Here is a 21,006-nt window from a genome sequence, read left to right on the forward strand (position 1 = left end):
TCAGCCCGCGACCACCGGGTCGGCGCGGATCGCCGCCAGCCCGGAGATCTCCCGCCAGTACCTGTCCCCGGTCTCGGCCCCGGTGTCGAGCCGCAGCAGGGAGCGTCGGTCGACCACGTAGATCTCGCGCCCGGCCGCGGCGACCGCGGTCACCGGTCCGGAGATGTTGCGTTGCGAGAGCGGTTCGGCGATCGCCCCGTCCACCGAGACGGTCGCGACGGGGGCCTCGGTGGTCTCGCGGCCCACCACGATCGTGGACCTGTCCCGCCACGCCACGGAGGAGGCGGTCTCCCCCAGAGCTCGGCCGACCTGACGGAACGTGCCCGGTAGCGGCTGCCCGGTCTCGGCGGACAACGAGCCGATGAACACCTTGCCGTCGACGACCACGGCCATCTGGGCGCCGGACTGGTCGATGCGCAACCCGGTCACCCGCGACCCCAGGGCGAGGATCGGTCCGGCGTCCATCTCCTGGATGGACGGGGCGTTCTCACCCATCCCGATCCGGAGCAGTCGCGCGTCGTCGACCAGTACCCAGGCCCGACCGGTGACCGGGTGGAACGTCGGGCCGGCCACGGTCCTGGCGGTGAGGGCCTCGACGGGCTCGCCGTCCAGTGCCCCGACCAGGATCCGGCTCGGTCCGTCCCCGGCCTCCGCGGCCACCACCGCCAGGTTCCGCCCGTCATAGGACAGCACCGCGCTGCTACCCCCGCGGACCTCCGACCAGGGCCCCCCGGCCGGTCGCGCGCCGTCGTCCTCGAGTCGGACCAACCCGTCCGCCGCGGTGAGGGCGTTGCGCATCGGCTCCGCCGGCGGGTACGGGTCGAAGTCTCGGACATCCTCGGTGGTCCAGCCGTCCGCGTACCGCTCGTCCAGGGGCGCGCCGTCCCGCTCGAGCCGGAAAGGTCCGGGGACGTCGGCGCGGGCGAGGGTCCACACGACCTGCGCGGCGAACTCCGTCGTGGCCTGGCTGCTGAGGACGGGCAACCCGGTGAAATCGATCGTCGTGCCGGAGGATCCGCCACCCTCCCCGTCCTCTCCCGGACGCACCGAGACCGAGGCGGGGACCCGGGACAGGACCGAGTCGGTCAGCCCGGGCCGGGGGCCCGTGGCGAGGAGGTTGACCAGTGAGTACTCGAGGTCGGTGCGGTCGGCGGCCGTCCAGCGCGGGTCCGGGACGAGCGCGTCGCCGGATCCGGAGAGGAAGAACAGGTCCCGCTGGGCGTAGGTGGAGAAGAACTCCGTGCGTTCGATCACGACCCCGGGTGGCAACTCGTCGATGCGCCACTGGCCGTCCGTGCGGGTCAGGCCGATCGTCACCTCGAGCTGGCCGACGTCCTCCCGGAAGATCCCGCCGGGATCGAGCGTGCCGACCTTCTCCGCTCGCAGCGTGTACTCGGCGCGGTCGGCCGACCGGCCTCCCTCGGCGCTGAGGTCGGCGCGCAGCACGATGACGGTCTCGGCGAGGTCGTCCCAGGTCTCCGCGGCCCGCGGGGTGAGGAACTGGCGGGCGGCGGCGTGCCGCTGGTCGGCCATCGCCGCGGCCTTGAGGAAGTCCCGGACCAGGAGGTCCGGTTCCTGATCCGGGACCGGGGTGGGGACGGACAGCTCGCTGCCCTCCGGCGAGAAGGTGTCGATGACCTGGGGGGACGACGACGAGGGCAGCGTCGCGCATCCGGCGGTCGCCAGCCCGGTCGCGCAGGCCAGTGTCATCGACACGAGCAGGAACCGGGGCCGGGTCACGGCCGGCTCTCCCCGGCCCCCGGGACCCGCTCGAGGGGGGTCGGCGAGCCGGTACGCATGAGCCTGGCCTCGTCCTCGGGTGTGAGCGGGAGCGGGCTCGAGGTGAGGGTGCCGCCGCGGCGCCGCGGGATGGTGAGGCGGAAGCAGGATCCCTCCCCCGGGCTGCCCCAGCAGTCCAGCCGGCCCCCGTGGAGTTTGGCGTCCTCGAGGGCGATCGCCAGACCGAGGCCGGTGCCACCGGAGCGGCGCACGCGCGAGGGGTCGGCACGCCAGAAGCGGTTGAACACCCGTGTCTCCTCGCCGGGTTTGAGCCCCACGCCGTGGTCTCGCACCGAGACGGCGAGCGCGGTCTCCGAGCTGCGCAGGGTCACCTTCACGGGCTTGGACTCACTGTGGTCGAGTGCGTTGGCCACGAGGTTTCGCAGGATCCGCTCGACGCGCCGTGAGTCGACCTCGGCGACGACCGGCTCGTCGGGCATGTCGACCTCGACCTCCACCCCTGCCGCCTCGGCGATGTGCGCCACGGTGCCCACCGCGTCCTTGACCGCGGTGCGCACGTCCATCTCGGCCACCGCGAGTTCTGCCATGCCGGCGTCGTGCCGGGAGACCTCGAGCAGGTCGGTGAGCAGGCTCTCGAACCGGTCGAGCTCGGACTCGAGCAGCTCGACCGCCCGCTTGGTGGGGGCGTCGAGGTCGTCCGCCGAGTCGGAGATGATGTCGGCCGCCATACGGACGGTGGTCAGTGGGGTACGCAGCTCGTGGGAGACATCGGAGGTGAACCGCTTCTGCAGGTCACCGAACTCCTCGAGCTGGGTGATCTGGTCGGACAGACTCTGCGCCATGTCGTTGAACGCCATGGCCAGCCGCGCGACGTCGTCCTCGCCGCGGATGACCATCCGTTCCTTGAGGTGCCCGTTGGCGAAGCGTTGGGCTATCGACGCCGCCTGCCGCACCGGTAGGACCACCTGTCGGGCCACGATCCACGCGATCGCCGCGGACAGGACGATGATCGCGAGTCCCGCCGTGGCGACGATCCCGCGCATGATCCCGAGGGTCTGTTCCTCCGCGATGAGCGGGTAGACCAGGTACAGCTCCAGTCCGGGGATCGAGGAGTCCGTCGGGGTGCCGAGCATGAGCGCCTTGGCCTGCTCGCCGCGGAAGTCGACCGTGACGTACTGGTAGGCGATCCGGCCCCGCTGGACCAGGGACTGCAACTCCGGCGGCACCTGCGCCTCGGCGGGGCTGACCACCTGGCCGCGGCCGGTCTGGTCCGGTACGACGAGGATCGGGTCGAAGGTGCCGGCGTGGACGGAGTCCCCGCCCGAGGCGAGGCCACGGTCGCTGATCGCGCTGCGCGCCTGGTCGAGTCGGGACTGTTCGCTCGTGCCCTCGTCGGTGGCGGCGATCTGTGCCTGCACCGTGAGGCGGAGCCTGCTGGCCTGCTCCATCGCCGCGTCGAGCTTGGTCGACAGCAGCTGGGCCGCCATCTGGCTCTGCAACATGAACGCGATCGTGAGGATCACACCCATCGACAGCGCCAGCGTGGAGGTCACGACCCGCAGCTGCAGCGAGCGCCGCCACAGCCGTGCGATCCGGCCGCCGACGGCGGCGGGGTCCAGATCGGACAACCTCTCCCGGAGGGTCGGTGACGAGTCGGTCACGTCCCGGGTGTCGCGCTCGTCCCCGGTGGACGCCACCGCGCCGTCGGGACGAGCGGTGGTCACGAGACCGGGCCGGCCTTGTAGCCGACGCCGCGGACGGTGAGGACGACCTCCGGATTCTCCGGGTCCTTCTCGATCTTCGCCCTCAGGCGCTGGACGTGGACGTTGACCAACCGGGTGTCGGCCGAGTGCCGGTAGCCCCAGACGTGCTCGAGCAGGACCTCACGGGTGAACACCTGGCGGGGCTTGCGCGCCAGCTCCACGAGGAGGTCGAACTCCAGCGGGGTGAGCGGGATCGGCGTGCCGTCGCGGGTGACCGTGTGCGCGGGGACGTCGATCGAGACGTCACCGATGTGCAGGACCTCGCTGGGCTCGTCCTCACCGCGGCGCAGCCGGGCCCGGATCCGGGCCACCAGCTCCTTCGGCTTGAAGGGCTTCATGATGTAGTCGTCCGCGCCCGACTCCAGCCCGAGGACCACGTCGACGGTGTCGGTCTTGGCGGTGAGCATGACGATCGGCACGCGGGACTCGGCGCGGATCTCACGGCACACGTCGATACCGCTCTTGCCGGGGAGCATGAGGTCCAGCAGCACGAGGTCGGGCTGCACGGCGCGGAACGTCTCGATGGCCTGGACTCCGTCGCCGACGATCTCGGTCTCGAACCCCTCGCCCCGCAGGACGATGGTGAGCATCTCTGCCAGTGCGGCGTCGTCGTCGACGACGAGGATCTTCGGGGTCATGGTCACCACTTGTGTCGGCGTGTCGTGTAGGCGTCGTCAGGCGCACCCCCCGTGGGCACGCACCGCGGGTCGTGTTCCTGCACTCTCAGACCTTACCCGGCAGACCCTCCGGACCGGGGTGCGGCGCGGCGTGCGGAGCGGGGACGACGACGAGGTCGGCCAACTCGTGCACGTCGGGGTCCGCCCCGATCACGCGCCACGGCGAACGCCACGCGGTGGCGGCGAGCCGGTGGTAGGCCCGGCCGGTCGCCGCCTGCAGGTCCGCGTCGCGTTCATAGCGGTCGCGGGTCCGCCCCGGATCGGCGGCCTCCCGGGTGCCGGCGCGCGCGGCGGCCACCTCCACGGGGGTGTCGAGGAGGACCTGCAGGTCGGGGACGGGCACTCCGAACCGGTCGAACTCGAGGGTGCCGATCCACTCGACCACCTCGGCCTCACGGTCCGGTCCGAGCCGGGCTGCCGTGTACGCGGCATTGGAGGCGACGTACCGGTCGAGGAGCACCACGTCGTGCGTCTCGCCCAACTCGAGCAGTTCCTCCCGCGCGGCGTGCCGGTCCATCGCGAACAGCAGCGCCATCGCGTGGGGCGAGTCCGCCAGGCCGGCCTGGCCGCCGTGCAGGGAGTCGGCGGCCAGGTCGGCGTGCAGCGTGCCGTACCGGGGGAAGGCCAGGCGACCCACCGAGAGACCGCGGGCGGTGAGCTCGCCGACGAGCGCCGTCGTCAGTGTGTTCTTGCCCGCACCGTCGAGTCCCTCGACGACCACCAGCCGCGCGGCCATCACCGGTACTGTGATCAGTAGCGGTAGTGGTCGGGCTTGAAGGGGCCCTCGACGTCCACGCCGATGTACTCGGCCTGGTCCTTGGCCAGCGTGGTCAGGGACCCGCCGAGCGCCTCCACGTGCAGGCGGGCGACCTTCTCGTCGAGGATCTTGGGCAGCAGGTGCACCCCGATCGGGTACTGGTCGGCCTTGGTGAACAGCTCGATCTGGGCGATCACCTGGTCGGAGAAGCTGTTGGACATCACGAACGACGGGTGCCCGGTGGCGTTGCCCAGGTTGAGCAGACGCCCCTCGGACAGCACGATGATCGAGCGGCCGTCGTCGTCGAAGACGAACTCGTCGACCTGCGGCTTGATGTTGATCCGGGTGACGCCCTCGGCGGACTCGAGGCCGGCCATGTCGATCTCGTTGTCGAAGTGGCCGATGTTGCCCAGGATGGCCTTGTTCTTCATCCGCGTCATGTGCTCGAACGTGATGATGTCCTTGTTGCCCGTGGCGGTGATGATGATGTCGGCGTCCTCGATGGCCTCGTCGACGGTGACCACGTCGAAGCCGTCCATCAGCGCCTGCAGCGCGTTGATCGGGTCGATCTCGGTGACCTGCACGCGCGCGCCCTGCCCGGCCAGCGCCTCGGCGCAGCCCTTGCCCACGTCGCCGTAGCCACAGACCAGGGCCTTCTTGCCGCCGATGAGGGCATCGGTTCCGCGGTTGATGCCGTCCAGCAGCGAGTGGCGGGTGCCGTACTTGTTGTCGAACTTGCTCTTGGTGACCGCGTCGTTGACGTTCATCGCCGGGAACGGCAGCACGCCCTCGTTGTGGAAGTGGTAGAGGCGGTGCACGCCGGTGGTGGTCTCCTCGGTCACGCCCTGGACCGACTCGGCGATGGCCGTGTACTTGCCCGGGTTGGCCGGAACGGACTCACGCAGCAGCGCGTGGAAGACCTTCTCCTCGGCCGACCAGGCCGAGTCGTCCGACGGCACGGCGCCGGCCTGCTCGAACTCCTTGCCCTTGATCACGAGCATGGTGGCGTCGCCACCGTCGTCGAGGATCATGTTCGGCTCGGTGCCCGGCCAGGTCATGATCTGCTCGGTGCACCACCAGTACTCGGTGAGGGTCTCGCCCTTCCACGCGAACACCGGCACGCCCTGCGGGGCCTCCGGGGTCCCCTCCGGGCCCACCACGACCGCCGCGGCCGCCTCGTCCTGTGTGGAGAAGATGTTGCACGAGGCCCACCGGACCTCCGCGCCCAGCGCGGTCAGGGTCTCGATCAGCACCGCGGTCTGCACCGTCATGTGGATCGAGCCGGCGATCCGGGCACCGGCCAGCGGCTGCTCGGCCGCGTATTCCTCACGCAGCGCCATCAGACCCGGCATCTCGTGCTCGGCCAGACGGATCTGCTTACGGCCCGCCTCCGCCAGCGACAGATCCGCCACCTTGAACTCGACACCATTGACGGACTGAACCTGCAGATCAGCGGACATGTTCTTCGACCAGCTCCTCATTGACTCACGAAAGACTCCGCCCCACACTAGCGGGACGACCTGCCGGGGTGTCGGCCCCGTCACCCGCCGGCGACGCGGGTACGGAACACGGTGGCCCCACCTGTGCCGTGCAGGCGCACCCGGGAGGTCGAGGCGGGCACCCACACGGCCCTCCCCGGCGCGAGGGCCTCACTCGTCCCGTCGGAGTCCACGATCGCCTCGCCGGACGTGCACAGCAGCACCTCGGGCCCCTCCGGTCGCCAGGCTGCCGGGTCGCCGTCGGCTGGCACGTCGATGCGCGACAGGGCGAAGTCGGGCTCCGGCGTGGGGTAGTCGACCTCCCCGGGGATGCCACGATCGGCCTCGACCGCCCGGACCGTGGGATCGGTCAGTGGGCTGAACTCGAGCACCCGCATCAGCTCGGGGACGTCGACGTGCTTGGGGGTCAGGCCGCCGCGCAGGACGTTGTCGGAGTTGGCCATGACCTCCACGCCGACACCGCGCAGGTAGGCATGGAGCTGCCCCGGACCCAGGTAGACGGCCTCACCGGGCTGCAGGATGACCCGGTTGAGCAGCAGCGCGCCCAGGACCCCCGGGTCGGTCGGGTACCGCTCGGCGAGTTCGGTGATCGTGGCGGCCACCGGGGACCACGGGCCCTCGACGCCGTGCTCCGTGAGGTAGGCGACCGCACACGTCACCAGGTCGGGCACGACAGCGGCCAGCACGACGTGCGGCATGGTGACGAACGTGGTGAACACCGCCCGCAGGCCCTCGGCGTCGGGTTGCCCGGCGAGCATGTCCCGGTAGGGCTTCAGCGACGGCACGCCCAACGCGTCGAGCAGGGCCACCGTGCTCTCCACCGGGCGGAAGCCCACGAGGGCGTGGAACTCGGTGAGCGCGACGAGGATCTCGGGCTTGTGGTTGGCGTCCCGGTAGTTGCGGTCCGCCGCGTCGACGGCGATCCCGCGCGCGTCCTCCGCCGCGAAGCCCTCACGCGCCTTCTCCGGAGACGGATGGGCCTGGAGCGACAGAGCCTGTTCGGCGGAGAGCAGCTTGACCAGGAACGGCAGTCCCCCGCCGTGCTCGGCCAGCACCCGCGGGCCCAGCTCGCGCTCGGGGTCGGCGGCGATCCGGGCGTCGAGACCACGACCGTCGGAGCACCGCGAGGACCCGGAGTCGTGCGCGCCGAACCAGTGCTCGGCGACCGGGTGAGGCGCCGGCGAGGTGGTCCCGCACAGCTCGGGGAGCGCGGTCCGGGAGCCCCAGGCGTAGGCCTGGACCACCGGTTCGAGTGCGACCACGGACCTACAGACCTCCGACGAGGAGGTAGGCGGCGGCCAGTTCCGTGCGGGCCATGAGCGCTGCCACCTTTCCGCTCAACGGGGCCGGGGCGTCGCCGGCCGTGTCCCGACCGCGATCGGTGATCCACTCGACATCCGCGAGCGGGCCCGCGGCCAGCCGGACGATCTCCTCGTCCGCGCCCAACACCATACCGACGTACCTCACGGGCAGATCGTCGCGTGGTCCGTCCAGCTCCTCGTCGTGGAACAGGCTCGCCAGCGGATCCGTCGGGGGACGCCCCTGGGCCCGTTCGGCGTGCGCACGCACCGCGTCCGGGACCGAGGACGCCGCCGTGACCCTGCCGGCGTCGCAGAACGCGGCGACCGCACGGTCACAGTAGGCCGCGGACACCGGATCCGAGTGGATCCACACGAGCGGGTCACGGCCCGCCACCGATGTCGCGAGCAGCTTCGCCGGGTTGACCGGCGTGGCCAGTTCCGGGCCGAGCCCCTCGAGCTCGATGTCGACGGCGTCGGCGGCGGCGGCCACGTCCAGGCCCTGGGCGCCCAGCGCGGCGAGCACTGCCATCCCGGCCGCCAGGTGGCGCAGCACGCCACGGTACGGCGGCACGTACGGGAGCGGCTCGAGCCACGTGGCGCGGCCGCGGCCGGACTCGGCCACCGGTCCCTCCCGGGGTACGTCCACGACGACGGTCGCACCGCGGCCGGCGGCGGAGTCGATCGCGGTCACCAGCCGGGGGTCGCCCGCGTCGTCCCCGGAGACGAGGACCACGTCGAGAGCCCCCACCCACGCGGGAAGGGTGCGCGCGAGCACCAGCGGGGGGACGGCCGGGCCGCCGACGATCTCCGCCAGGGCGGCGACCACCCCCGCCGCGTGGCGTGCGCGGTCGGACCGTCCGGACACCCAGACCACCGCGCGCGGACGAAACCGGTCGAGGGCGTCGAGCGCCCCGCCGTCCACCGCGGTGGCCACGGTGCGCAGCTGGGCACCCGCCATCGACGCGTGGAGCAGGGCCCCCGTGGCGTCGGCCGCGCGCAGCGCCTCGGAGTCGTCGAGATCGACCCGTCCCGCCCCGGTGTCGCTGGTCAGGTCAGGCACGGACGATCGCGAGGACCTCGTCGACCACCGCGGCGACGCCCTCCCTGGTCGGCGCCTCGGCGTTGAGGCGCAGCAGCGGCTCGGTGTTCGAGGCGCGGAGGTTGAACCACGACCCGTCACCGAGGTCCACGGTCACACCGTCGAGCCGGTCGATGGACTCGGCCCGGTCCGAGAACGCCGTGAGGACCGCCTCCATGCGCTCGGTCTGCGCCTCGGCGGAATCCAGCGTGGAGTTGATCTCCCCGGAGGCGGCGTACCGGGTGTACTCGGCCATGAGCTCGGACAGGGTTCCGTCCTGCCCACCCAGGGCGGCCAGGACGTGCATCGCGGCGAGCATGCCGGAGTCGGCACCCCAGAAGTCACGGAAGTAGTAGTGCGCGGAGTGCTCGCCGCCGAAGACGGCGCCGGTCTCGGCCATCTGGGCCTTGATGAAGCTGTGGCCCACCCGGGTGCGGACGGCGACACCGCCCTTCTCCTCGACGAGCTCCGGCACGGCGCGGGAGGTGATGAGGTTGTAGATGATCGAGGCACCCGGGTCCTTGGCCAGTTCCCGCTGGGCGACGAGGGCGGTGATGGCCGACGGCGCGACGGGCTCGCCGCGCTCGTCCACGACGAAGCACCGGTCGGCGTCGCCGTCGAACGCCAGGCCGATGTCGGCCCCGCTCTCCTTGACGAGCGCCTGCAGGTCGACGATGTTGGCCGGCTCCAGGGGGTTGGCCTCGTGGTTCGGGAAGTTGCCGTCGAGTTCGAAGTAGAGGGGGACGATCTCGAGCGGGAGGCCGCCCAGGACGGCCGGCACCGTGTGGCCGCCCATCCCGTTACCGGCGTCCACCGCCACCTTGAGCGGACGGATTCCCGAGAGGTCGACCAACCCGCGCAGGTACTCGCCGTAGCCGTCGAGGACATCCTGCTCGGTGGCGGTGCCGGGCTCACCGTCGTGTGCGGGGACCCCCTCGATGACCTCGTCGGCGATGGTCCGCAGACCGGACTCCTGCCCGACCGGCTTGGCACCGGCGCGGCACAGCTTGATCCCGTTGTAGGCGGCGGGATTGTGGCTGGCGGTGAACATGGCGCCGGGGCAGTCGAGTGAACCCGAGGCGAAGTAGAGCTGGTCGGTCGAGGCCAGGCCGATCGTCACCACATCCAGTCCCTGGGCGGTGACCCCGTCCGCGAACGCGGCGGACAGTCCCGGGGAGGAGTCCCGCATGTCGTGGCCGATCACCACGGTGTTCGCACCCTCCGACCGCATGAGGCGGGCGAACGACGCTCCGACCTCGCGGACGAAGTCCTCATCGATCTGCTCACCGACGACACCACGGACGTCGTACGCCTTGATGACTGCTCGGACGGACTCGGCGCTACGTGCCACGTGTTGCTCCAGGGTGTGAGACGGGGTCGGTCGGGATCGTGCCCGACACTACCCGCGCCGCTCACGCGGCGGACCACCCTCGCGGGCCGCGGCTCAGCGGGGGGACGGGCCCGACCCGCGTCGGCCCTCGCCGGACCCACCGGCCTCGGTGTCGGATGCGGGGCCCATGTCGGGGACCACCCGCAGGTGGGGACGTCCGGTCGCACCCGACGAGCCCGCGGCGGATCCGGGTCCGGCCGCGATCCGGGTACGGGCGTCGTCGAGGACCGGACCGGGATCGGAGACACCGAGGCGGCGCAGGCGGTCGGCGTCGACCAGCGCCGCGCCGGTCCTGCGTCCACCCACGGGTCCGCCCGTGACCGCGTCGAGCAACGCGGTGAGGTCCGAGTCCTCGGCCGAGGTGTCGATGTCCGGATGTCGCACCAGGTCCCAGCCACGGGGGGCGGTGATGCGAAGCGCGTGGGCCGCGCACAGATCCCAGGCGTGTGGCTCCCGGACCGCGGGCAGCGGCCCGATGACGGCCGTGGAGTCCGCGTAGACGTAGGTGAGCGTGGCGACCGCGCGGTTGGGACATCCCGGACGGCAGCAACGACGGTTCTCACTCACGAGGCCCCAGGGTAGTCCCGCAGCCGGGACGCGTGGGCCGCGACCCGCCCACGCCGGTACGACGCGCCCGCCGCGGACGGGGCTATTCTCGCGCCATGACCCCCGCCGCCCCGGTACCCGGACGACCGCCCACCGGCACCGCGATCCCCGGCGCGGGCCAGAGTGACGTGTGCGCGGGCAGTCGGATCTCCGTGCGCGACTTCCCCGGGGACCCGGGCCGTCGCGGCCCGAGAGTGGTGACCTCCCGGCGCGCGGACAGACGCGGTCACGGTCCCCGCGGCCCGATCCTGCCCCCGGAGGTTCCGAGGTGGCGCAGCCGGTCCGCCGAGTTCGACGCCGCCGCACTGGAGGCGTTCGCGGAGATCGACCAGCACTGGCATTCGCGACTGGTGCACCTGGATCTCGCCGTGGACATGGTGCCGCGCATGCGGCTGCGTCCCGGTGAGACGTGGCCCGAGGAGGTCGTGGCCGACGGCGACGTCCCGCTCGCGCGTCTGGTGCCGGCGGGCGTCGACCGTTCGGGGCAGCCGACCCGGGCGCGGCTGGTGTTGTTCCGCAAGCCCCTGTCCCGCCGGGCGCCGGACAGCGATGACCTCCGGGATCTCATCTACTCGGTCCTGGTCGAGCTGGTCTCCCAGCACCTGGAGATATCTCCGGACGAGGTCGAGTCCGGCCCCGACGAGAGCTGACCCGCGGGCCCGGGCACGGGGACCCGCAGGCCGGGGCCGGGGCCCGTCGGCTTGCGCACCCTGAATGGTCCATACCCGCAGCGCAACCCGGGCGTCTGCGTACATTCCGCCATCACAGGTCAACGCGGCAGCGTAGCCGCGGGCGGGGCGCCGGGCGGGGCTCCGGGCCGATCGAGGACCCAGCAGACGAGAACTGACCGCCCGGTGCCGGACGGTCAGGCGTGGGAGGGGCGGCGTGTTCGACGGGAGTTCGCCGGGGGCGGTGGATACGAGGGGCGGGAAGCGGGGTGCGGGGTGCGGGCGGAGGAGGAGCCGCCCGGGGGTCACATGACGGCGTCGCGCTTGATGCGTCGCCGCTCGCGCTCGGACAGCCCGCCCCAGATGCCGAACCGTTCGTCGTTGGCCAGCGCGTACTCGAGGCACTCGGCCTTGACCTCGCAGCCGGTGCAGATCTTCTTGGCCTCGCGGGTCGAGCCGCCCTTCTCCGGGAAGAACGCCTCCGGATCGGTCTGCGCGCAGAGAGCCCGTTCCTGCCAGCTCTCCTGCTCGTCCTCGACGAACAGGCCGGAGACACCGAGGTCGACCAGGGCCAGCTCGGGTCCCGCGACGGTGCGTGACTGTCGATCCACGGTCATCCCTTCGTGTTACGTGTTCGTCCGCGATGGTCCGCGGTGGAGGGCCCGTCGCCGACGGGGCTGAGGGAGCCTCGTCGAATCGCGGCCTGTCTGATGTCTGTGCGACATTTACCGTCACCCACCAGGGAATGACACACCTGTGATTACACACATGCAAGACGCTCAGGTCAAGCGAAATCGGTGAGACCTACCATTTTCGTCGCCCGCTATGACCGGTGACACGCCGCTCCGGATGTGGCGTAGGACACGGGCACGCTCCGGTCGGCAGCCCACCGGGACGGCTCCGCACGCACCGTCACTACTCTCGACGGTGTGAAGATCTGTGTTCTGGCCGGCGGCGTCGGTGGCGCCCGTTTCCTGCTCGGCGCCCGCCGGCTACTCGGACTGGACGACGAGTCCGCCCGTGCACGCTCGGAGCATCGTATCGACGCGGTGGTCAACGTCGGCGACGACGCCTGGATGCACGGGGTCCGCATCTGCCCCGACCTCGACACCTGCATGTACACCCTCGGCGGCGGCATCGACCCCGAACGAGGCTGGGGCCACGCCGGTGAGACGTGGAACTGTCGGGACGAGCTCGCGGCCTACGGCGTGCAGCCCGACTGGTTCGGCCTGGGCGACAAGGACCTGGCCACCCACCTCGTGCGGACGCAGATGCTCGGCGCGGGGTACCGCCTCACCGACGTCACCGAGGCGCTGTCCACCCGCTGGTCCCCCGGCGTGCGCCTGCTGCCCGTGACCGACGACCGCTGCGAGACGCACGTCGTGGTGACCGGCAGCACCCCCGACGCGACGGGGAACGGCCCGGAGGCGGACGGGTCCGGCCCGCGGGCGATCCACTTCCAGGAGTGGTGGGTCAAGCACAAGGCCCAACTGCCGGCCTCGGCGTTCGTACAGATCGGGGCCGATGCCGCCGCGCCGACCCCCGAGACCCTCGAGGCCATCTCCACGGCGGACCTCGTCGTCGTCGCCCCCTCCAACCCCGTGGTCTCCGTCGGCGCGATCCTCGCGGTCCCCGGGATCCGCGCCGCGCTGCGGTCCACCCCGGCCCCCGTGGTGGGCATCAGCCCCGTGATCGGCGGGGCGGTGCTGCGCGGCATGGCGGACGCGTGCCTCACGGCGATCGGCGTGGAGACCTCCGCGACGGCCGTGGCGCGCCACTACGGCGCCCGCTCCGGCACCGGCCTGCTGGACGGCTGGCTCGTGGCTCCGGGCGACGCGCCCACCGACGGCTCGGGCGCTGCCGACGGTGTCGCGATCCGGGAGGTCCCGCTGCTCATGACCGATCCCGACGCCACCGCGGACATGGTCGCCGCCGCGATCGACCTGGCCGGCCTCGAGGTCCCCGGCCGGACCGACCGATGACCGACGGCGCGCTCCCCGAGATCCGTCGCTGGACCGTCGAGCACGCCGCGCCCGCGGACGTGGTCATGTGGGCCCCCGACGGACTGCCCGAGTTCCGGCCCGGTGACGACCTGGCGCGGATCCTCGCCGACGCGCTCACCGCCGACCCGCACGGCCTCGTCGACGGCGACGTGGTGGTGTTGACCTCCAAGGTCCTGTCCAAGACCGAGGGGCGGATCGTGCCCGCCCCCACCGACCCGGACGAGCGTGACGCCCTGCGCCGACGGCTCGTGGACGCCGAGTCGGTCCGCGTGGTGGCGCGCGTCAACCGCACGCTCATCACGGAGAACCGGCTGGGGATCGTCCAGGCCGCCGCCGGGGTCGACGGATCCAACGTCGAGGCCCGCGAGCTCGCCCTGCTGCCCGAGGACCCCGACGCCTCCGCCGCCTCCCTCGCCCGCGACCTGCGCCGCCTCACGGGCGCGCGCCTCGCCGTCGTCGTCACCGACACCATGGGACGGGCCTGGCGCACCGGCCAGATCGACATGGCCATCGGCGCCGCCGGGCTGCGGGTGTCGGTGGGCTACGACGGCGCCGTGGACCGCCAGGGCAACGAACTGCTGGTGACCGACGTGGCCGTGGCCGACGAGATCGCCTCGGCCGCGGACCTGGTCAAGGGCAAGCTCGGGGCCCGACCGGTCGCCGTGGTGCGCGGGGTGGCGCACCTGCTGCTGGACGACGATGGCGACGACGACGACGACGACGACGTGAACGTCCCCCGGCGGGCCCGCGACCTGGTCAGGGACGGCTCCGCCGATCTGTTCCGGTTGGGCACCGCCGAAGCCGTGGCGCAGGGGCGGCGGGAGGCCGTGCCCGCCCGCCGCTCGGTGCGACGGTTCTCCGACGAGTCCGTCGACGCGGACCTGCTGGCCGGAGCCGTGGCGGACGCGCTGACCGCCCCCGCGCCGCACCACAGCACGCCGATCCGCTTCGTCCGCGTCTCGGGCGACGCCCGCGCGCGGCTGCTGGACGCCCTCCGCGCGGACTGGGAGCGCGACCTGCGCGCCGACGGGCACTCCGGCGAGATCCTGGGCCGCCGACTCGGGCGCGGCGATCTGCTGCGCACCTGCCCGGAACTGATCCTGCCGTTCGTCGACGACTCCGCCGGCGCGCACGACTACCCGGACGCCCGGCGGGCCGCCTGCGAGGAGACGATGTTCACCGTGGCCGGCGGCGCGGCGGTGCAGTCGCTGCTGGTGGCGCTGGCCGCGCGCGGCCTGGGCTCCTGCTGGGTGGGGTCGACGATCTTCGCCGCCGAGACCACCCGCCGCGAGCTCGGACTGCCGGCCTCGTGGCGACCACTCGGCGCGGTCGCGGTGGGCGTTCCGGCCGACCCGGTCCCGCCGCGGGAGCCGCGGCCGGCCGGGGACGCCTATCTGACGATCGAGTGAGTCGGTAGCCGCACGCCGACCGGTCCCCCGGCCGGATTCGCGCCGCTGGCTGGAACCGTGCCGCCGGCCGGAACGGGCGTGACGCATCGAACTGCGCGCCGGGTGGCAATCGCGCCGGCCGGCATCAGCGCCACCCATCCGATGTCGCGCCACCTGCCGGATTCGATAGGCAGCGCGACATCGGATGGGCGGCGAAGGCCGGCCGGGCCTACATGTCCGTGGAGTAGCGGATCCCGCCGTCGGGGATCTCGACACCCGGCCACACGCGGGCACCACGGAGGAGTTCACAGCGGGCGCCGATGACCGCGCCGTCGCCGATCACGCCGTCCCGGATGAGCGCCCGGTGGCCGATTCTCGCGCCGAACCCGACGATCGAGCGTTCCACGGTCGCCCCCGCCTCGATGCGGGCGCCGTCGAAGACGACCGCGCCGTCCAGCCGGGCGCCGGCCCCGATCTCCGCGCCGCGTCCCACGACGGTGCCACCGACCAGGACGGCACCCGCCCCGATCCCGGCACCCTCGTGGACCAGAGATTCCCCCGCGTGGCCGTCGAGCGCCGGCGACGGGGCGATCCCCCGCACCAGGTCCGCCGAACCGCGTACGAAGTCCTCGGGCGTACCCATGTCCCGCCAGTAGGCGGAGTCCACGAACCCGTAGACCCGCCTGCCCTCGCTCAGCAGCTGGGGGAAGGTCTCACGCTCGACCGAGACCGGCTGCCCATCGGGGATCTGCTCGATGAGCTCGCGGCGGAACACGTAGCAGCCGGCGTTGATCTGGTCGGTCGGCGGATCCTGGGTCTTCTCGAGGAACTCCTGCACCCGGCCGTCGTCGTCGGTGGTGACGCAGCCGAACGCGCGCGGATCGGAGACGCGGACCAGGTGCATCGTCAGGTCGGCGTCCTTCTCACGGTGCAGTGCGAGGATCTCCCGCAGGTCGGTGCCGCCGAGGACGTCGCCGTTGAACACCATGACGGTCGAGGCGGTGAGCTCGGACAGGACGTTGCGGATGCCGCCGCCGGTCCCCAGGGGTTCGGTCTCCACGACATAGGAGATGTCCAGGTCCAGCGCCGAACCGTCCCCGAAGTACTCTTCGAACACCTCGGCCTTGAACGAGGTCCCCAGCACGACCCGACGGATGCCGGCCGCCCGGATCCGGGAGAGCAGGTGGGTCAGGAAGGGCAGGCCCGCGGTGGGCAGCATCGGCTTGGGCGCCGAGATCGTCAGGGGCCTGAGCCGGGTGCCCTTGCCGCCGACCAGAACCACCGCCTCGGTGTCCGCGATGAGGTCGTCGCCGGCGGTGGCGCTGCCGGGGGTCGTCGAGGTCACGATGAACGCTCCTGGGGGTCGTCGGGCCGCGGGCGGGGGCGCGCTCGCGCTGCTCCGGGGGCGGGTGGGATGGACTCTGTCGTGGGTGCCGGGCTCAACCCGCGGCGCGCCGGGCGGTGCGGACCGCCAGACGACACCGCAGCTCCAGGCCCACTCTCAGGGCCCAGCGTATCGGTGCCTGCCAGGCCTGCGGGTGCCTGTCCGCCTGGAACAGGTAGGCACTGCGGTGGTGCGCGCGGAGGGTGAACTCCGGCACCGTCCTCGCCGCGTGCCCCTGGTCATGGCGGATGACCGAGGTGGGGACATAGACGTTCTGCCACCCGGCCCTGCCGAGACGGTCGCCCAGGTCGATGTCCTCGAGGTACATGAAGTACCGCTCGTCGAACCCGCCCAGGGCGTCGAACGCCTCGCGGCGCAGCAGCAGACACGAGCCCGACAGCCACCCGGCCGTCCGCTCCGTCCCCATGTCCGCGTCGTCGAGGTACCCCGCCGTCCACGGGTTGCGTGGCCACACCTGGCCGAGCAGGGCGTGTCCGATGCCCGCACCCAGGCGGGGCACGGCCCGGGCGGACGGGTACACCGACCCGTCGGCCTCGGCGATCCGCGGACCGAACGCGGCGGCCCGTGGCCAGCGTTCGGCGGCGGCGAGGAGCTCGTCCACCGAGCCGGGCTCGAACGTCACATCCGGGTTGACCACCAGGACGAACTCCTGGTCGAACTCCCCCGGACGACCCGCGATCTCCGTCACGGCGCGGTTGATGGCGGTTCCGTAGCCCAGGTTCCCGCCGGTCGGGAAGAACTCGGCAAATCCGTACTCCGCCGCGACCGCCTCCGGGACCCCGTCGGTCGACCCGTTGTCCGCCATGACCAGCCCGACCGGCCGGGCCGTGGCCGCGGGGAGGGTCTCGACGAAGCTGCGGAGGTGGTCGCCCGGTGAATACGTCACCGTCACGACGGGTAGTCGGGTCGTCACGCGCAACACCCTACGACGCACCCCGTGGATTCCGACGCCCGGCGCGCGGCGCGGTACCGTTGAACATCATCGGCGGCCTCGAGCGGCCCTACTCGACGACAAGGACGGTGGATGAGCGCCGAGCTGCCAGCGACTCCCCGTCGCGCCCCCGGTCGGGCGCGGGGCAGGCGTCACGCTACTCCTGCCCGCCCGATCGCGTCCCGGATCGGACGCGTCGTGACGGCTCTGGTCTCCGCGCTGTGCCTCCTGGTCACCGGCGTCGGATGGACCCTTTTCAACGGGCTCGCCTCGGACCTGACCTCCGCGGGCGGTCTCGACGTGGGCGATGGTGGCCTCGACGGCGCCGTGGACATCCTGCTCGTGGGCACCGACAACCGGACCGACGCCCAGGGCAATCCGCTCAGCCAGGAGGAGCTCGCCACGATCCGGACCGGCGAGGAGGAGGGCGAGAACACCGATACGATCCTGCTCATCAGGATCCCCGAGGACGGCAGTTCCGCCACCGCCGTCTCCATCCCCCGCGACGTGTACGTGGAGACCAGCTCGGTCGGTGGGAGCAAGATCAACGGCGTCTACGCGGCCAACAAGGAGGCCTACCTCGAGCGCGCCGCGGCCGACGCCCCGGACGGCGGACTCACCGAGGAGGACCAACGCGCGGCGGTCAAGGCCGGACGCAACGGGCTCATCGGCGCCGTCCAGGAACTCACCGGAGTGCAGGCCGACCACTACGCGGAGATCGGGCTCCTGGGTTTCGTCCTGCTCACCGATGCGGTCGGCGGCGTCCCCGTCTGCCTCAACGAGGCCGTGGACGAGCCGCTGTCGGGCGCGAACTTCCGGGCCGGGGTCCAGACGGTTTCCGGGTCCGACGCGCTGAGCTTCGTGCGCCAGCGCCATGATCTGCCCGCGGGCGACCTCGATCGCATCGTGCGCCAGCAGGCGTTCATGTCCCAGCTCGTCAAGAAGATCCTCTCCGCCGGCACGCTGGCGGACCCCTCGAAGCTCGGTGCGCTGGTCGACGCGGCCAAGCGGTCCTTCGTGATCGACGAGAACTGGGACTTCGTCGACTTCGCCATGAAGCTCCAGGACATCAGCGGCGGCAACGTGCGGTTCGAGACCATCCCGGTCACCAGCATCGACTCGTTCACGGAGTGGGGCGAGTCCATCGTGACCGCCGACCCCGAACAGGTCACGGAGTTCGTGGCCGGTTTCGCCAGCACCGAGGGCGACGACGCCGCGGCCGACGCGCCGGAACAGACCCCCACCGGCGAACCGGTCCTCGACCCCGCAGCGGTGACGGTGTCCGTGGTCAACACCACTGCCATCGACGGCCTGGCCGCCCAGGTCTCCGGTGCCCTCACCGAGCTCGGCTACACGGCGGGCGACCTGCTCACCGACCCGGCCGCCGCGTACACCTCACACGTGGCCGCGGGTTCCGCCGACGACGAGGCCGCCTTCGCCGTGTCGGACGCCCTCGGCGGGCTGCCGGTGCAGGTCGACCCCGCGTTGCCCGCCGGCACCGTCCGCGTCGTCCTGGCCGAGGACTACAGCGGCCCCACCAGTGAGGCCGCGGGTGTCGAGTCCGCCTCCCCCGCCACCACCACCTACGCGCCGTTGCCGCCGTCCATCGCGGAACGCCCGACCTTCGACGCGGGCGGCTCGGACGTACCCTGCGTCAACTGACCGAGCACGTCGACCGACCACTCCATCGGAGGCCCAGAGTGAACACCGCAGCCGACACCGTCCTCCAGCCGCTCCTCGCGCTCGACCCGGGGTCCCCCATGGTCACCCACTACGACCAGGCCGCCCCGTCGCGTGTCGAGTTGTCGGTGACCTCGACCGCGAACTGGGCCGCGAAGATCGCCGGACTCCTGCGCGACGAACTCGGGGTGATGCCGGGGGACGTGATCGTGTGCGACCTGCCCGCCCACTGGCTCACCGCGGGCGTCCTGCTGGGCGCCTGGTGGGCGGGCGCGGAGGTGTGCACGGGGGCCGCGGACGACGCCGTCGTCGTCGTCACCGTCCCCGAACGCCTCGACCGCCACTCCACCGACGTCGAGACCCTCCTCATGACCACGGACCCGATGGGCCGCCCCCTGGCGGCCTCCGGCGTCGAGATCCCCCCGGGCGTCACCGACCTCGCCGAGGCCTGCCGCATCCACCCGGACGCCTTCGCACCCTCGGGCCGGGGCCCGCTCGCCCTGGACGGCGCACCACTGGCCGACCTGGCGGACCCGGCGTTGGCCGGCCGTGCTCTCGTGGCGGGCACCGAGCGGGACGACGTGGTGCAGGTCCTGGCCCGGGTGTTCGCCTCCGGGGGAACGGCGGTCCTCGTCACCGGGGCCGAGGCGGACGATCCCTCGGTCGCCGACGTCGCGGCCACCGAGCGCACCACGCTCACCCTCTGAGACACGAAATCCGCTACCCTCCCTCCCGATCCGCTATGCCTAATGGGATAGCGGATCCGGATTCGGAGTAGCGGATTCCGGGATCGAACGGCGAGGCCGCCTCACGGCGGGCCCGGCTCGGCCCGCCGCGGCTCAGCTCAGCTCAGCTCAGGCCAGGATCTGACGCGCCATGACCATGCGGTTGATCTGGTTGGTGCCCTCGTAGATCTGCGTGATCTTGGCGTCGCGCATCATGCGCTCGACCGGGAAGTCACGCGTGTACCCGGCGCCACCGAAGAGCTGCACCGCGTTGGTGGTGACCTCCATGGCCACGTCCGAGGCGAAGGTCTTGGACGCGGCGGCCATGAAGCCCAGCTTCTCCCCGCCGGGCGCGCTCCCGCGCTCGGCGTTGGCGGCGGCCGTGTAGACCATCAGACGCGCGGCCTGCACCTTCATGGCCATGTCGGCCAGCATGAACTGCGTGTTCTGGAAGTCGGAGATCGCGCGGCCGAACTGCTTGCGCTCCTTGGTGTAGGCGACAGCCGCGTCCAGGGCGCCCTGCGCCATCCCCACGGCCTGCGCGCCGATGGTGGGGCGGGTGTGGTCGAGGGTCTGCAGGGCCGTCTTGAACCCGGTGCCCGGCTCGCCGATGATCCGGTCGCCCGGGATGCGGACGTTCTCGAAGTACAGCTCCGCGGTGGGCGAGCCCTTGATGCCGAGCTTCTTCTCGGTCTTGGAGACACCGAAGCCCTCGTCGTCGGCGTGGACCATGAACGCGGAGATCCCGTTGGCGCCCTTCTCGGGGTCCGTCACGGCCATGACGGTGTACCAGGTGGACTTGCCGCCGTTGGTGATCCACGCCTTGCTGCCGTTGAGGATCCAGTCGTCGCCGTCAGCCTTGGCGCGGGTGCGCATGGCCGCCGCATCGGAACCGGCCTCTCGCTCGGACAGCGCGTAGGAGGCCATCTTGCCCTCGGCGATCTCGCGCAGGACCTTCTGCTTGAGCTCCTCGCCACCGGCCAGGATGAGGCCCATGGTGCCGAGCTTGTTGACGGCGGGGATCAGCGAGGACGAGCCGCAGACGCGGGCGACCTCCTCGATCACGATGCAGGCCGCCACGGAGTCCGCGCCCTGCCCGCCGTATTCCTCGGGCACGTGGACCGCGTTGAAGCCCGAGGCGTTGAGCGCGTCGAGCGCCTCCTGAGGGAACCGCTCGTCCTCGTCGACGGCCGCGGCGTGGGGCTCGATCTCCTTCTCCGACAGCGCTCGGATCGCGGCCCGGAGCTCTTCGTGCTCCTCCGCCGGGCGGTACAGGTCGAAGTCGGGGTTACCGGACATGTGCGGGCCTCCATGAGGGATTCGTCGGTGGTGATCGCGCGGCGGGCGCGGGCCAGGTTCTCGCGGAGGGGCCACTGACGCTCGTCGGCCGCCCTT

General features: G+C 72.1%; 18 protein-coding genes. 5 read left to right on the forward strand and 13 right to left on the reverse strand.

Translation table 11 applies throughout. The features are described from left to right. The 9 genes from L8M95_RS15260 to L8M95_RS15300 form a co-directional block, all read right to left on the reverse strand. Positions 1-1,740, reverse strand: coding sequence for an LpqB family beta-propeller domain-containing protein (locus L8M95_RS15260; RefSeq protein WP_260486930.1), 1,740 nt, complete (start codon positions 1,738-1,740; stop codon positions 1-3). Next, complete coding sequence (gene mtrB / locus L8M95_RS15265; protein WP_260486931.1) at positions 1,737-3,464, reverse strand: MtrAB system histidine kinase MtrB; 1,728 nt, start codon at positions 3,462-3,464, stop codon at positions 1,737-1,739. The genes L8M95_RS15260 and mtrB overlap by 4 nt, the downstream gene beginning before the upstream one ends. Next, the gene (gene mtrA, locus L8M95_RS15270) at positions 3,461-4,141 is read right to left on the reverse strand and encodes an MtrAB system response regulator MtrA (protein ID WP_396119002.1); all 681 of its coding nucleotides are present in this window, start codon (positions 4,139-4,141) and stop codon (positions 3,461-3,463) included. Before mtrA ends, mtrB begins: the two co-directional genes overlap by 4 nt. Positions 4,142-4,226: 85 nt before the next feature. Next, positions 4,227-4,916 carry a dTMP kinase gene (locus L8M95_RS15275; RefSeq protein ID WP_260486933.1) on the reverse strand — a complete coding sequence of 230 codons (690 nt, stop codon included), beginning with the start codon at positions 4,914-4,916 and terminating at the stop codon, positions 4,227-4,229. Positions 4,917-4,930: 14 nt separating this feature from the next. Continuing rightward, complete coding sequence (gene ahcY / locus L8M95_RS15280) at positions 4,931-6,397, reverse strand: adenosylhomocysteinase (RefSeq protein ID WP_260486934.1); 1,467 nt, start codon at positions 6,395-6,397, stop codon at positions 4,931-4,933. A gap of 80 nt (positions 6,398-6,477) precedes the next feature. Then, positions 6,478-7,698, reverse strand: coding sequence for a mannose-6-phosphate isomerase, class I (gene manA / locus L8M95_RS15285; RefSeq protein ID WP_260486935.1), 1,221 nt, complete (start codon positions 7,696-7,698; stop codon positions 6,478-6,480). 4 nt (positions 7,699-7,702) lie between these two features. Continuing rightward, complete coding sequence (locus tag L8M95_RS15290; RefSeq protein ID WP_260486936.1) at positions 7,703-8,797, reverse strand: hypothetical protein; 1,095 nt, start codon at positions 8,795-8,797, stop codon at positions 7,703-7,705. Further along, entirely contained in the window at positions 8,790-10,166 is a 1,377-nt protein-coding gene (locus L8M95_RS15295; protein WP_260486937.1) for a phosphomannomutase/phosphoglucomutase, read from the reverse strand. The genes L8M95_RS15290 and L8M95_RS15295 overlap by 8 nt, the downstream gene beginning before the upstream one ends. 93 nt (positions 10,167-10,259) lie before the next feature. Further along, positions 10,260-10,772: a DUF3499 domain-containing protein gene (locus tag L8M95_RS15300; protein WP_260486938.1), complete on the reverse strand. Its 513-nt coding sequence runs from the start codon at positions 10,770-10,772 to the stop codon at positions 10,260-10,262. Positions 10,773-10,963: 191 nt separating this feature from the next. On the opposite strand from L8M95_RS15300, the gene L8M95_RS15305 reads away from it, so the two are divergent. Beyond that, positions 10,964-11,461, forward strand: a complete 498-nt coding sequence (locus L8M95_RS15305) for a metallopeptidase family protein (protein ID WP_396119810.1) — start codon at positions 10,964-10,966, stop codon at positions 11,459-11,461. 323 nt (positions 11,462-11,784) lie between these two features. Here the strand turns inward: L8M95_RS15305 and L8M95_RS15310 are convergent, their stop codons facing one another. Beyond that, on the reverse strand, positions 11,785-12,096 hold the full coding sequence (locus tag L8M95_RS15310) for a WhiB family transcriptional regulator (RefSeq protein WP_067712264.1): 312 nt from the start codon (positions 12,094-12,096) through the stop codon (positions 11,785-11,787). A 312-nt stretch (positions 12,097-12,408) separates the two neighbouring features. Between L8M95_RS15310 and cofD the strand changes: the two genes are divergently transcribed. Together cofD and L8M95_RS15320 are read left to right on the forward strand one after the other, a co-directional pair. Beyond that, positions 12,409-13,461 carry a 2-phospho-L-lactate transferase gene (gene cofD / locus L8M95_RS15315; RefSeq protein ID WP_260486939.1) on the forward strand — a complete coding sequence of 351 codons (1,053 nt, stop codon included), beginning with the start codon at positions 12,409-12,411 and terminating at the stop codon, positions 13,459-13,461. Continuing rightward, complete coding sequence (locus tag L8M95_RS15320; protein ID WP_260486940.1) at positions 13,458-14,891, forward strand: coenzyme F420-0:L-glutamate ligase; 1,434 nt, start codon at positions 13,458-13,460, stop codon at positions 14,889-14,891. Before cofD ends, L8M95_RS15320 begins: the two co-directional genes overlap by 4 nt. A gap of 208 nt (positions 14,892-15,099) precedes the next feature. Here L8M95_RS15320 and L8M95_RS15325 read toward each other — a convergent pair whose 3' ends face one another. Continuing rightward, positions 15,100-16,215, reverse strand: a complete 1,116-nt coding sequence (locus L8M95_RS15325) for an NDP-sugar synthase (RefSeq protein WP_260486941.1) — start codon at positions 16,213-16,215, stop codon at positions 15,100-15,102. Between the two features lie 94 nt (positions 16,216-16,309). Further along, positions 16,310-17,188: a glycosyltransferase family 2 protein gene (locus tag L8M95_RS15330; protein WP_260486942.1), complete on the reverse strand. Its 879-nt coding sequence runs from the start codon at positions 17,186-17,188 to the stop codon at positions 16,310-16,312. 111 nt (positions 17,189-17,299) lie between these two features. Between L8M95_RS15330 and L8M95_RS15335 the strand changes: the two genes are divergently transcribed. Both L8M95_RS15335 and L8M95_RS15340 read left to right on the forward strand, forming a co-directional pair. Then, entirely contained in the window at positions 17,300-18,868 is a 1,569-nt protein-coding gene (locus L8M95_RS15335) for an LCP family protein (protein WP_396119008.1), read from the forward strand. Between the two features lie 38 nt (positions 18,869-18,906). After that, positions 18,907-19,593 (forward strand): TIGR03089 family protein, encoded by a 687-nt coding sequence (locus tag L8M95_RS15340; protein ID WP_260486944.1) that lies wholly within the window; start codon positions 18,907-18,909, stop codon positions 19,591-19,593. 147 nt (positions 19,594-19,740) lie between these two features. Here L8M95_RS15340 and L8M95_RS15345 read toward each other — a convergent pair whose 3' ends face one another. Continuing rightward, the gene (locus L8M95_RS15345) at positions 19,741-20,910 is read right to left on the reverse strand and encodes an acyl-CoA dehydrogenase family protein (RefSeq protein ID WP_260486945.1); all 1,170 of its coding nucleotides are present in this window, start codon (positions 20,908-20,910) and stop codon (positions 19,741-19,743) included. Positions 20,911-21,006 lie beyond the last annotated feature (96 nt).

The sequence above is a fragment of the Dietzia sp. B32 genome, from assembly GCF_024732245.1.
Taxonomy (GTDB): Bacteria; Actinomycetota; Actinomycetes; order Mycobacteriales; family Mycobacteriaceae; genus Dietzia.